12 protein-coding genes are annotated in these 12851 nt (G+C 40.7%); 10 read left to right on the top strand and 2 right to left on the bottom strand.

The window, feature by feature from the left end; translation table 11 throughout:
- The first annotated feature begins 6 nt into the window (after positions 1-6).
- The 7 genes from MZHIL_RS09265 (at position 7) to MZHIL_RS09295 (ending at position 7728) form a co-directional block, all read left to right on the top strand.
- The gene (locus tag MZHIL_RS09265) at positions 7-603 is read left to right on the top strand and encodes an METTL5 family protein (RefSeq protein WP_013899114.1); all 597 of its coding nucleotides are present in this window, start codon (positions 7-9) and stop codon (positions 601-603) included.
- Positions 604-725: 122 nt separating this feature from the next.
- Complete coding sequence (locus tag MZHIL_RS09270) at positions 726-1370, top strand: exosome complex RNA-binding protein Csl4 (protein ID WP_013899115.1); 645 nt, start codon at positions 726-728, stop codon at positions 1368-1370.
- 34 nt (positions 1371-1404) lie between these two features.
- Positions 1405-1683, top strand: a complete 279-nt coding sequence (locus tag MZHIL_RS09275; RefSeq protein ID WP_013899116.1) for a DNA-directed RNA polymerase subunit L — start codon at positions 1405-1407, stop codon at positions 1681-1683.
- A gap of 132 nt (positions 1684-1815) precedes the next feature.
- Positions 1816-2970, top strand: a complete 1155-nt coding sequence (gene pscS / locus MZHIL_RS09280) for an O-phospho-L-seryl-tRNA:Cys-tRNA synthase (protein ID WP_013899117.1) — start codon at positions 1816-1818, stop codon at positions 2968-2970.
- A 117-nt stretch (positions 2971-3087) separates the two neighbouring features.
- Positions 3088-5829 (top strand): cation-translocating P-type ATPase, encoded by a 2742-nt coding sequence (locus MZHIL_RS09285; RefSeq protein ID WP_013899118.1) that lies wholly within the window; start codon positions 3088-3090, stop codon positions 5827-5829.
- Between the two features lie 175 nt (positions 5830-6004).
- Positions 6005-7384, top strand: coding sequence for an ammonium transporter (locus MZHIL_RS09290; RefSeq protein WP_245527542.1), 1380 nt, complete (start codon positions 6005-6007; stop codon positions 7382-7384).
- A gap of 5 nt (positions 7385-7389) precedes the next feature.
- On the top strand, positions 7390-7728 hold the full coding sequence (locus tag MZHIL_RS09295; RefSeq protein WP_013899120.1) for a P-II family nitrogen regulator: 339 nt from the start codon (positions 7390-7392) through the stop codon (positions 7726-7728).
- 38 nt (positions 7729-7766) lie between these two features.
- Here MZHIL_RS09295 and MZHIL_RS09300 read toward each other — a convergent pair whose 3' ends face one another.
- Both MZHIL_RS09300 and MZHIL_RS09305 read right to left on the bottom strand, forming a co-directional pair.
- The gene (locus tag MZHIL_RS09300) at positions 7767-8921 is read right to left on the bottom strand and encodes a hypothetical protein (protein WP_013899121.1); all 1155 of its coding nucleotides are present in this window, start codon (positions 8919-8921) and stop codon (positions 7767-7769) included.
- Positions 8922-9015: 94 nt separating this feature from the next.
- Entirely contained in the window at positions 9016-9969 is a 954-nt protein-coding gene (locus tag MZHIL_RS09305; RefSeq protein WP_013899122.1) for a tyrosine--tRNA ligase, read from the bottom strand.
- 341 nt (positions 9970-10310) lie between these two features.
- Here MZHIL_RS09305 and MZHIL_RS09310 point away from each other — a divergent pair, with 341 nt between their 5' ends.
- The 3 genes from MZHIL_RS09310 (at position 10311) to purC (ending at position 12846) form a co-directional block, all read left to right on the top strand.
- Positions 10311-10898 carry a thiamine-phosphate synthase family protein gene (locus MZHIL_RS09310; protein ID WP_013899123.1) on the top strand — a complete coding sequence of 196 codons (588 nt, stop codon included), beginning with the start codon at positions 10311-10313 and terminating at the stop codon, positions 10896-10898.
- Positions 10885-11940: an AIR synthase family protein gene (locus tag MZHIL_RS09315; RefSeq protein ID WP_013899124.1), complete on the top strand. Its 1056-nt coding sequence runs from the start codon at positions 10885-10887 to the stop codon at positions 11938-11940. Before MZHIL_RS09310 ends, MZHIL_RS09315 begins: the two co-directional genes overlap by 14 nt.
- 192 nt (positions 11941-12132) lie before the next feature.
- Positions 12133-12846, top strand: coding sequence for a phosphoribosylaminoimidazolesuccinocarboxamide synthase (purC, locus tag MZHIL_RS09320; protein WP_013899125.1), 714 nt, complete (start codon positions 12133-12135; stop codon positions 12844-12846).
- Positions 12847-12851 lie beyond the last annotated feature (5 nt).

Consider the following 12851-nt stretch of genomic DNA (forward strand, 5'->3'; position numbering starts at 1 on the left):
TTTTAAATGAAAAGACGCAAACTTGAAATGCTGCTTGAAGAGGTTGAAAGTTTCCAGGAACCTGATGTAATCCTTGAACAATATTCAACACCTGCAACCGTTGCCTCGGATATGCTTCATTTTGCATATATGAAAGGAGATATTGAAGATAAGAAGATATATGATCTGGGCTGTGGAACAGGGATACTATCAATTGGTTGTAAATTGCTTGGAGCAGCAGAGGTTACTGGTTTTGATTCAGATGAGAGGGCTCTCAATATTGCAAGAGCAAATGCTAAAAAAATGGATGTGGATATAGACTTCATATATTCTGATATAGAAGAGGTTTCAGGCCATGCACAGACTATTGTGATGAATCCTCCATTTGGTGCACAGAAAAAGGGTAGTGACAGGCCATTTATAAAAAAAGCACTTTCAACTGGTGAGATCATTTATTCAATTCATAATCGGGGAAGCTATGATTTTATCAGTAAATACATTGCACCTGCGATAATTTCTGATCAATATACTGCTTTTTTCCCCATAAAACGAACATTTAAATTCCATAAAAGAGATGTAGAACGAATTGAAGTGGAAATTTATAGAATTATAAATGAATTATAAAGCTGATAAAGGTCTTAAAAATACTTTAAATTTCAAGAGGGATAGGCATTAGGATAAGAAGTAAGAAGAAAGCCTCAAGAAGACGTCTACAATCGTCGGAGACCAAAGACCGGAAAACAAATTTGCGTACAATAGATCAGGATACTCCTGAAAAAAGTAAAAAAGATACGGATAAAAAGAAGCCAGATATATCACACGAAGATGATGAAGGGTCCAGAACTGTGCTTCCGGGAGACCATATTGGTATTACTGAAGAGTTTGCCTCAGGTGAGGGGACCTACTCTCTAGCCGGGGATATTTATGCAAACAGGACCGGAAAGGTGCATGTCAACAAGAAGGACCGGAAGATCTCTGTAGTACCTATTACCAGTGTTCCTCCTGTAATCAATAAAGGTGATATTGTTATTGGTGAGATTGTAAATGTTCGCGACTCGGTTGCTATAGTTTCCATCTCATCAATAAAGGGGTCCAGTGAACGGGAATTTATGAGCGATGATAATTTTGTGATACATATATCAGATGTCAAGGATTCCTATGTAAAGGACCTGTCTAGAGAATTTTCCCTGGGAGATGTTGTGAAGGCAAAGGTAATAGATACAGAAAAAATGCGTCTTACAACTTCTGATGATTCACTGGGTGTCATGACGTCCAGGTGTTCAAAATGTCATGGGATACTCAGGATGGAAGACAAAAATCTCAAATGTCCATCATGTGGAAGGATTGAGCATAGAAAGCTTTCTAAGGATTATGGTACAGGGGTAGTCTGAGACCGGCAAAAGCCGACTTTAAGAGGTAGCACTTATGGAACTAAAGATTATAGATAAAACAGATGATGAACTGAGCATTGAAATAAAGGGTGAGGATCACACATTTCTCAACATGCTGAAATTCATACTTCTGGAAGATGAAAGGGTAAATATTGCATCCTATGATATGAAACATGTAAGTATCAGTGATCCAATACTTTTTGTAAAGACTGAAAACACAGATCCTGTGGATGTTGTCAGAGATGCACTAGCAATTCTGATCTCCCAGTGTGATGAGTTCATAGAATCATTCACTCATGCTCTTGAATCCTGAACCTGGTGTACAAATGTGTGGAAATAATTGAAAATAATGAAAATTCACTATATTTAATAGCTTTTTCAAGTATTTCCTCTACACATATTCTTATTACATACTGCTGTAATCTCATATTGATGAGGTAATCATATGGAACTGGATGAAAACTCATTGCAGAAGTTTGGATATATACGACGTGAGACCAGTGGTTCGATCAACATTGATCCATTGCAGACCGGTGGTATGCTGACTGAGGCAGCCCGCAGAGCACTGGTGGAATGGGGTGATGGATATTCTGTATGTGATTTCTGTCCCGGTACTGTTGACATTATAAAAAAACCTCCAATAAATGAGTTTGTGCACAAAGCACTCCCTTCTTTTCTGGGCATTGATGAGGTAAGGGTAACCACAGGTGCCAGGGAAGCCAAGTTTGCTATCATGAATTCCTTCAGGAATAAAGGAGATACAGTATTGCTTGATGGGCTGGCACACTACTCCTCTCATCTTGCAGCACAGCGTGCAGGTCTTTTAATAGAAAAGGTTCCAAGCTCCGCAAGTCCTGAATACACCATTGATCCTGAAGATTATGGACATTGTATAGAGAAGATAATCCAAAAGACCGGAAAACCTCCTGTACTGGCACTGTTGACATATCCAGACGGAAATTATGGAAACATTCCGGATGCTTCTAAAATAGCTTCAGTATGCCATGAATATGATGTTCCCCTTATTCTCAACGGAGCGTATTCAGTTGGAAGGATGCCTGTTGATGCAGGTAAAATTGGAGCAGACTTTATAGTTGGAAGCGGCCATAAATCAATGGCTTCAGCAGGTCCGATTGGCATTCTTGGCGCCAGTGAAGAATATGCGGATATTGTGTTTAGAAAATCCCCTACACATAAAAAAAAGGAAATTGAAATGCTTGGATGCACTGCAAGGGGAGTTTCTATAATGACCATGCTTGCATCTTTCCCTGCTGTGGTAAAAAGGATCCGTGAATGGAATAGGGAAGTTGAAAATGCCCGATGGTTTTCAGAACAGCTTGGAAATATGGGAATAAGACAGATGGGTGAAATCCCACACAATCATGATCTGATGTTTTTTGAGGCACCTATATTATATGAAATATCGCAGAATGCAAAGGGTGGCCGTTATTTCTTGTATAAAGAACTCAAGGCACGCAAAATCCATGGAATCAAACCAGGACTTACAAAAAATTTCAAGCTGAGTACATACGGTGTAGGTCGTGAAAAACTATCCTCAGTGGTGGACGCTTTTGATGAGATAATTAAAAAGCATGATTGATTTTGCAATAAAATAATTACTTTTTAAATCACTCATTCAATTTGAGTGTGCTGTATTTGTAATGGTGGAGTATCCACACATAAGCTTTATGTTTTTAGATCCCATATATGATATGGGGTGCAGGGTATAAAAGCCGGTGAAAATTTATCCTCCATAGATGAAAGTCTTTCTGGAGATGAGCATACCGTTTCAATTGAAGATCTGCTGGAGAGGCTGGATACTTCAGAATCAGGACTTACACAGGCTGAAGCTGACAGAAGAATGGATGAATTCGGGCCAAATATTCTGGAAAAGGGTCGAAAGGAAAATCAGATCATCCGGTTCCTGAAACACTTTAAGAATCTATTCTCTGTACTGCTGCTTATAGGTTCAGCTCTATCTTTCATTGCTGAATGGCTGAACCCGGGACAGGGCAATATCTATATTGCCGGTGCTCTGTTTGGGGTTGTTATCATCAATGCCATTTTTACTTTTTTTCAGGAATATAAGGCAGAGAAGATTATGGAAAATTTCCAGCAGCTTCTTCCGCCCCATACCCGTGTTATAAGGGATGGAAATGTCAAAGATGAACTGGCCTCCGACCTTGTGGTAGGTGACATTATTGTTATTGAGGAAGGGGACCTTGTACCTGCAGATGCAAGATTGGTTGAAGTGAACAGCCTGAAGGTTGATAATTCTTCCCTGACCGGGGAATCTGAACCGCAGCTGAGGTCCCTTAAATGCACACATCAGAATATACTGGAATGCCGGAACATGGTGTTCTCAGGAACGCTTGTAAGGACAGGAAATGGAAAGGCTGTAGTTATAGGTACGGGCAATAACACCCAGATCGGTTCACTTGCGACCCTTACCGGAGAAACATCTACTGTAGATACACCAATTAAAAAAGAGATCAAAAAGTTTATTGAGATAATTTCTATTATTGCCATAAGCCTTGGCATCATTTTTTTTATTGCAGGCTATATGATTCAGGAAATATTTCTTGCAAGCCTGATATTTGCGATCGGTATTATCGTGGCAAATGTCCCTGAAGGTCTTTTGCCAACAGTCACTCTGTCCCTGACACTTGCATCCAAAAGAATGGCAAAGAGAAACGCTCTGATAAAACATCTGGAATCTGTTGAAACCCTGGGTTCCACAACTGTGATCTGCACAGACAAGACCGGGACTCTTACACAGAATAAAATGAAGGTTTATTCACTTTACCTTAACCGGAAGCTGATGGATGCAGAGCAGATAACAGATGAAGGAGAGGCTGGCGATATATTTATCAGGATATCTGGATTGTGCAATAATGCAGATCTAATAGATTCAGATCCCGGGTATTCAGGAGATCCAACCGATGGTGCGCTTCTTGTATTTGCAGACGATCATACAGACCTTGTAGACCTTCATGAACACTATCCCCGGCTGCAAGAGTACCCATTTGATTCCCTTACAAAAAGGATGCAGGCGATATGCTCCACTCCTGATGGCAATAAGGAAGCATATGTTAAAGGTGCGCCTGAGGTAATTCTGGATATGTGCTCACAGGTACATACAGAAGATGGACTTGATACACTGGAGGATACAGATCGAAAAGAAATCCTTAAAAAAGAACTTGAAATGGCAGAAAAAGGGGAACGTGTCATAGGCCTTGCCTACAGGCCAGTTGAGGGTACAGATGAATATGTTGATGATTTTATTTTCCTTGGACTGGCCGGATTACAGGACCCTCCAAGAGTGGAAGTAAAAGAATCCATTGCAAAGTGCCATGAAGCAGGTATTAAAGTGGTTATGATCACAGGTGATCATCCTGTCACAGCAGGGGCAATTGCTAAAAGTGTGGGCCTTAATGATTCAGGTGAAGATATTGAGTTCATAACAGGTGAAGAACTGAAGCAACTTTCAACTGAGGAACTGGCAGAGAGACTGAAGTCAAAAAGTATTGTTTTTGCAAGAACATCTCCTCTCCAGAAACTGAAAATTGTACAGGCTTTTCAGGCATCAGGTGAAGTTGTGACAATGACCGGAGATGGGGTAAACGATGCACCTGCTATCAAGCATGCTGATATGGGTGTTGCAATGGGCAATGGTACAAATGTTGCACAGGAAGCTGCTGATATGGTTCTGCTGGATGATAATTTTGCAACTATCGTAAATGCTGTTGAAGAGGGAAGAACGGTGTTTGATAATATTAAAAAATTTATTTCGTACATTCTGACCAGTAACATTCCTGAAATACTTCCCTTTATTGCATTTATACTACTTGGCATTCCTCTTCCACTGACTGTTCTTCTGATTCTTGCAATAGATCTTGGAACCGATATAGTTCCTGCCCTGGCGCTTGCTAGAGAAAGAGGTGAAGAGGATGTTATGAAAAAACCTCCACGTTCAAAAGATGAGCGGCTGCTTACCTCACAGTTACTGATAACTTCCTACGGCATAAAAGGACCCCTGGAAGCTGCAGCAGGATTTGCATGCTATTTTGCAGTTCTCTATGGTGGCGGATGGACATGGGGTGATACACTTTCATCCGGGGATATTCTATACAGTCAGGCAATAACTGCCTATTTTGCTGCCATAATTATCTGCCAGATTGCAAATGTACTGACTTCACGTACCAGAAGACAGTCATCAATAAACAGAGATCTGTTCAAAAATTCCTGGATATTTTACGGAATTGTTCTGGAATTGATTATACTTGCAGCAATTATCTGGCTGCCTCAGGCAAACCTTGTGTTCAATACAGCACCGGTGGACCTGAAATATATTGTGCTTGCTGTTCCTTTTGCCCTGACAATAATGTTCATAGATGAGATAAGGAAATTCCTTGTTAGAAAAGATGTGTCATATGTGCGGGGAATACTGGACTGGTAACTTCTTTTGACCTTTATTTTTAAAGAAGTACGATTCATTGCCTATTTTATTTTTTAACATAGTAGTAGTTAATTATAAATATTATTAAATAGGTAATAAGTTACCGTATACCGTATAGGTGATATGGATGATAGAACATTTAAAATTGAATTACATTTCGAAAACAGGAATAGTTATGTTGGCTGTCGTGGTTGTGTGCCTATTGCTCACAGTACCTGTATCTGCAGCTGATATAGATGAAACTACAGAATCAATTGCAAACCTTGAAACTGCTCTTACATTTGTATGGATAATTCTGGCAGGAGCAATTGTCTTTTTCATGCATGCAGGCTTTTCGCTTGTGGAAGCTGGTCTTACAAGAACCAAAAATACTGCCAATATTCTTATGAAGAACCTTATAACCATATCACTTGGTGTGGTTATCTACTGGCTTGTTGGTTGGGGGATAATGTATGGAGCATCGGCATACGGCCTTGTTGGAACCGATCAGTTTCTTCTATCAGGAGCTGATAATTCACTGTGGAACAGCTGGTGGTTCCAGATGGTCTTTGCAGCTACCGGGGCTACCATTGTTTCAGGTACAATGGCTGAAAGGACCACTTTGAAAGGCTATCTTGCATTCACTATCCTTATGGTGGCTTTCATATATCCGATCCACGGACACTGGGTATGGGGGGATGGAGAAATATCAATTCTTGCAGGATCTGCAAGTCCTCTGGTAATGGCGGTGGGAGCCGGATTGCATGATTTTGCAGGGTCGGGTGTTGTACACTCAATTGGTGGTTATGCAGCCCTTGCAGGCGCAATGGTGGTAGGAGCAAGACTTGGTAAGTTCAGAAATGGTGAACCAATGGTCATTCCCGGACACAATCTTACATTTGCATTTCTTGGAACCCTGATACTTGCCTTTGGTTGGGTAGGATTTAATGGTGGCAGTACACTGGATGCAAATGATGCTTACATGAACCTGGTAATAGTTAACACATTCTTGTCCGGTGCTGCAGGAGCTCTTACTGTTCTGCTGATCACCTGGTTCAAGACTGGAAAACCCGATCCTTCATTAACTGCAAATGGACTTCTTGCAGGACTTGTATCTATCACTGCACCATGTGGATCTGTTGCCAACTGGTCAGCACTTGTTATAGGAATAATCGGAGGAATCATTCTGTATGCAGGTGTCATGTTCAATGAGAATGTCCTTAAGGTGGATGATCCGGTAGGTGCCATTTCAGTACATGGTTATGCAGGAAGCTGGGGTCTTTTATCTGTTGGAATTTTTTCGATTGGAATGGGTAATGGAATACTCGCAGATGCAGTATATGCAGCAGAAGGAGTTGGCCTGATATATGGTGGGTTCAGTCAGTTTGCAATACAGCTTATAGGTGTAGTGGTCAGTATAGTATGGGCTTTTGGTTTATCCTATATATTATTCAGAATCATTGATTCTCTGATAGGACTGAGAGTTTCAGAGACTGAGGAAATTGAGGGTCTTGACATAGGTGAACATGGTGTAAGGGCATACCCCGAATTCATACTTGAAAGCGGGGACAGGTGATCTGTATGAAGAAGATTGAAGCAATTATCAGAAATACAAAATTTGGTGATGTTAAAGCAGCACTTGAGAGTGCCGGCTTTGAAAGCATGACTGCAGTCCATGTGGAAGGCAGAGGAAAACAGAAAGGAATTGTACAGCAGTGGAGGGGTAGAACCTATAGTGTTGATCTGCTTCCAAAGATAAAGATAGAGATCGTGGTGCCTGATGATACAGTGGACAGGATTATATCCATTATCCAGGAAAGTGCTTCTACCGGCAATATTGGAGATGGTAAGATATTCGTATATCCTGTTGAAACTGCTATTAGAATTAGGACAGGTGAAAAAGATGAAAGTGCACTCTAAAGAGTGTACTTTTTTTTAATGGTAATAATTATTCAGTCTCAATCAATTGTTTTTATCTCTGGGTCACTGACATGAAGTATTTCAGCAAGTTCACGTCCCTGTTCCCCTATATCTGAGAGCTGGTTGTAAAGTTCTTCTTTTGTTATGTATTTTTCAGTTCTGGTATCATCAGCCTGCTGGATCTTGATGGATATTTCATTTTTGACATATGCTCTTTCCAGGCACTCTCTGACAATTTCTCCATACTGTCTGGCAATAATCCTGAGACAGTCAAAAATACGATTACTGGCAAGAGCATCCTCGCCATCAAGCATTATCTGAGTCAGTTTATTGGACTTCACATATTCCTGGAGGTATATTTTGAGTTCCTGGACCAGAATTTCAATATTATTCATATCCAGTGAGCCTGAAAGACGGCTATCTTCTGTGATATCATTGTCATCAAAGTACACAACGTATCTTCCATCATCAGAGGTTACTCTAAACTTCTGCTCCCCATCCTTGTCCTCAAATATGGCATCAATATGCTCAGGCTCGTATCTTGCTGAGAATAGTGTAAAATCGGAGACTTCCATCATTTTGAGTTTATCTTCTTTATGAATTATTCCTGATTTTTTAAGAGTTGGAAGTGACAGTTCTCCGCAAAGGTCCTCAACGGTGAGTACATCCTGTGCAAATGTTACTTCCAGAGTATATTCCATTCCATTGCTTTTACCAATGACCGTACCCTGCAAAAAACCATCTTTCATTGAAGCCCTGTACCTTTTATGGGTATTGTATATATAATCTGCAAAAAAAGGGCTTAGTATTGACAGAATCCTTGATTCAAGAGCATCTATATCATTACGGGCTGTCTTTTCAATTTTTTCAATCTCTTCCTGCAGTGTCTCTATCTCACGGGATGTTATGGATTCACAGCTATCAACAATCTCTTTTTTTACCTTTGATATTTCTTCATAATCTCCATGTCCAGATATATCTGTTATATAACCCACAATTTCATTTTTGAGATTTTCAAGTTCTTCAGCCTTTTTATCTGATTCTGATCTGCTCTGGTCTCGGTCATGTTTTATATTGATTGCGGACTTCTCCAGTGGTATGGCAGTTCTGCAAACATTAACAAGCTCCTGCAGATCCTGAATAAAATCACGCTGAACCGGCAGCTCTGTAGAATCCTGATATGTAAATATCATCAATTTGCCTCCCCCTATTTGTAAAAAATAGCCATACTACAGATAGGGAATATAAAAATAAAAGGTTTGTGTATAAGGCTGGATAATCAGTCTTTCAGGCAAGAATATTTCGTACAGGCTCAAGTAGCATATTCATATACCTGGCAGCTCCATTTTTCAGATCCATTGGATGAAGTTCTCCTGACTGGAAAGTCTCTTCAAGTTCCTGGTAATTTTTGCATACAAGTTCTCCACCATATTTTTCTGGCCTGTAGAACACAATATTATTGTACCGTGGCAATATATGGTACTGGAATAGTGCAAGTACAGGATTATCTTTGATTTCACCGGCAGGGCAGAATGCTTTTTTCATTTTTTTCTGAATATCCTCTTCACTGTCATCAACTGATATGTAGTTGTTCTTTGAAGATGCCATCTTGGTTCCATCCAGGCCCAGTAATATGGGAGTATGGATACAGACCGGAACCTTGAACCCATGGCCAGGCAATCCTTCCCTTGCAAGCATATGAATCTTCCTCTGATCAATTCCACCAACAGCTACATCGACATTGAGCATTGCAATATCAATTGCCTGCATTATGGGATAGACCATCTGGGAGACTTTTGGGTCTTCCATCTGTCTGCCAACCTCATCCATGCTTCTGCGGGCACGATTGAGTGAAGTTGTACTTGTGAGCTTGAGAACATTGAGCATATATTCAGGATCCAGCTGGAAATCCGATCCATATACAAATTCGGTCTTTTCAGGATCAAGTCCAAGGGCAATGAAACATCTTTTATTGTAGTCGGCAGTTTCACGCACCTCCTCCATTGTACCTTTTTTATTGAGGAATGCATGTACATCTGCCAGAAGTACTGTGATTTCAAATCCTGCATTCTGCAGGTCAATCAGCTTATTGACTGTAAGTACATGCCCCATGTGGATCTTGCCGCTGGGTTCATATCCCACATATGCTGTTGGATTATCTTTATTTTTAAGAAGATCAATAAGTTGCTCATCAGTCACTATTTCCTGAACATTTCTCTTTATCAATTCAAGCCTGTCCATGGGTTCACCGCTGTTATAATTATATTTAGTTCCTGGATTGTTGATCCATTATTTGCTACTTTCTGTGATAATCTATCTCGCTCATCATTCAATTGCATAATATATAAATTCAAGGTTTAGAAATACCCAGCAATATTTGCTTTTGAAGTATCAATTTGCAGCATATTTTGCTGCATTGATAAATCTGATATACTCCCTGTGCAGAAATAATAGACACCTCATATCTGTGAATACTGGACTTTGCTGAAATTATACAGGCAGAAGACATATGACACATATTTTAGATATATGTAATACCTGCAGGATACTTCCGGTCCGGAATAATTGAGGATGTGGTTATAATGGTAGACAATGAAATGATTGAAATGTATGGGAAAATGCATATTGCATTGCAAAAGCTTGAAAAGTGTTCTGAGTTTTCTTCTCTGGTACCTGAAGTGCGGACAAATCTTGTCTATGCCAGATCTTCTGCAAAGGATACAGATGATGTTCTGGCAGTTGATGGGAGGATCACCGTTGTTAATGGTATGCCCCATGCATCAGGAAATGTGAAATTTGCAGCTTCAAGTCACATGGCACGACTCATGTTAGAACTCAGGAAAGTGGATCCTTCCTATCGTGCAGGAATTGATTTTGCCAATGGTCCTGAACTGGCCAGCTGGCTTGAAGACTTTTGCCGTGAGAAAAAGTGGCTTTTTGGGTCTATTGACCGGAGCAGGGAGCCTGAGGAAATTAAGCAGGCTGAAGGGATGTCAATGCCATGGAAAGTCCAGGAAGCAGTCCGAACAGTTGATGGACAGGTCCCAAAAATATTCTATGAGACCGGTGCAGTAGGAAAAGAGCCCGTAAGCGTTCTTGTAGGATCAGATCCTCTGGAGGTTGTAGACCAGGTCTGTGAAATAGCGAGGGCGTACAATGCCAGAAAATGATTTCAAAGTTGGAAAGATAGATAATAAGGCTTTTTCATCTTTCATACTCAATCGCCTGGGTGAGAAGGATGATTCCATTATAGTTCCTCCAAGCAGCGGGGTAGATGCAGGTGTAATTGACATTGGAAACAATAAGGTTCTCATTGTTGCAGAAGATCCGATATTTATGATACCAAAACTTCCACTTGACATATTCGGGTGGTGTACAGTTCATATAGGTGCCAGTGATGTGGCTGTTATGGGTGTAAAACCTGAGTATATGACCTACTCTCTGCTGCTCCCACCTGGAACCCCTGATGATGATCTGCGTGTAATTGTTGATTCTATCCATGATGCAGCCCTTGAACTGGGCATTTCGATAGCAGGAGGGCATACGGGCTATTATCCTGGTTTTACTTCTCCGACTATTGGAGGGATTACGGTTTTCTCGGTAGCCGACAGGGATGGTTTTGTAACTCCGGCAGGAGCTGTTCCGGGTGATGACATCATTCTGACAAAAGGTCCTGCAATTGAGACTGCAGGTATACTCTCAGTACTTGGTGAGAAAGAACTGGAGAAGAACTACTCCTCTGAGCTGATAGAGAAGGCAAAGGTTCTCAGCAGGCAGATGACTGTGGTAGCCGATGCCCTGATTGCTATGGATTCAGGCGGTGTTACTGCCATGCATGATGCTACTGAAGGTGGAGTCATAGGTGGTCTTGCAGAGATTGCAGATGCAAGCGGTGTTGGCATGACTGTCGATGAGAACCTGTTTGTATATCCTGATGAGGTTCGCATGGTCTGTGAAGCATTTGATATAGATCCTGTCAAAGCGATAGCTGAAGGTTCTCTGCTGATCACTGCAGATTCCAGCTTTTCAGACAGGATAATCAGTGCTCTAAGCAGGAAGGGAATCGCAGCTTCGGTTATCGGCAGTGTGATCGACGACCCGGGTACACGTATCCTGCAACGCATGGATGGATCTGAAATACCTCTTGAAGTACCTGATCAGGATCCTTTCTGGCCGGTTTTTTTTGAGCAGGTAGAAAAAATATCTGAATAAGTTCCAAAAAGCAATCTCAGATGGAGCTAAACTCTGAATACAGGCTCTTTTATTTTTTTTCTCGAGATATCTGCTCTGTGTACAATCTGAAATAAACCTTAAAAACCAGGAATAATTTTGAGTGATACTTTTATTAAGGTTTAGTTCTATTATGGGTAAAATTACAGCTCTCTTACAGGAACAGGTGAAAGAATGAAGACCGAAGTGCTATATTCAGGAAAAGCTAAGACCATCTACAAGACAGACAACCCCTCTGAACTCATTGCAGAATTTAGAGACAGTTTGACAGCATTTGATGGAAAAAAGAAGAGCGAAGTAGCAAAAAAAGGATATTACAATGCTCAGATATCCAAGAAAATTTTTGAAATGCTGGAAGAGAAGGGAATTAAAACTCATTTCAAAAAAATGGAATCTGATACTGAGATGCTTGTTGATGCTGTGGAAATAATCAAAATAGAAGTAATACCACGAAACATAGCAGCAGGCTCTATCACAAGAAAATATCCGATCAAAGAGGGGACTCACTTTACGAGACCGGTTATTGTAATGGATTACAAGAGTGATGAATATGCAGACCCGATGATCAATGAAGATATTGCCATTGCAATGGAACTCGCAACACCCGAGGAACTAAAACAGATAAGGTCGATGGCACTGAAAATAAATGAGATACTTGTGGAATATCTGGATCAGAAGGGACTGAAACTCCCGGATTTCAAACTGGAGTTTGGAAGAGTCAATGGAGAAATTGTTGTAGCTGATGAAATATCATGTGATACCTGCCGTTTATGGGACAAAACTACGGGGGATTCACTTGACAAGGATATATTCAGATTTGACAAAGGTGACCTTACAAAAGCCTATGAAGAAGTTGCCAGGCGAATCGTACCGGAAATTTTTGAGTAAATCAG

The sequence above is a fragment of the Methanosalsum zhilinae DSM 4017 genome, assembly GCF_000217995.1.
Lineage (GTDB): Archaea > Halobacteriota > Methanosarcinia > Methanosarcinales > Methanosarcinaceae > Methanosalsum > Methanosalsum zhilinae.

Excerpts from the sequence above, each read along its gene's own strand:
- purC (WP_013899125.1), top strand. The coding sequence starts at position 12,133 with ATGAAGACCGAAGTGCTATATTCAGGAAAAGCTAAGACCATCTACAAG.
- MZHIL_RS09300 (WP_013899121.1), bottom strand. The coding sequence starts at position 8,921 with ATGATATTTACATATCAGGATTCTACAGAGCTGCCGGTTCAGCGTGAT.
- MZHIL_RS09310 (WP_013899123.1), top strand. The coding sequence starts at position 10,311 with ATGGTAGACAATGAAATGATTGAAATGTATGGGAAAATGCATATTGCA.
- MZHIL_RS09265 (WP_013899114.1), top strand. The coding sequence starts at position 7 with ATGAAAAGACGCAAACTTGAAATGCTGCTTGAAGAGGTTGAAAGTTTC.
- MZHIL_RS09275 (WP_013899116.1), top strand. The coding sequence starts at position 1,405 with ATGGAACTAAAGATTATAGATAAAACAGATGATGAACTGAGCATTGAA.
- MZHIL_RS09315 (WP_013899124.1), top strand. The coding sequence starts at position 10,885 with ATGCCAGAAAATGATTTCAAAGTTGGAAAGATAGATAATAAGGCTTTT.
- pscS (WP_013899117.1), top strand. The coding sequence starts at position 1,816 with ATGGAACTGGATGAAAACTCATTGCAGAAGTTTGGATATATACGACGT.
- MZHIL_RS09305 (WP_013899122.1), bottom strand. The coding sequence starts at position 9,969 with ATGGACAGGCTTGAATTGATAAAGAGAAATGTTCAGGAAATAGTGACT.
- MZHIL_RS09295 (WP_013899120.1), top strand. The coding sequence starts at position 7,390 with ATGAAGAAGATTGAAGCAATTATCAGAAATACAAAATTTGGTGATGTT.
- MZHIL_RS09290 (WP_245527542.1), top strand. The coding sequence starts at position 6,005 with ATGTTGGCTGTCGTGGTTGTGTGCCTATTGCTCACAGTACCTGTATCT.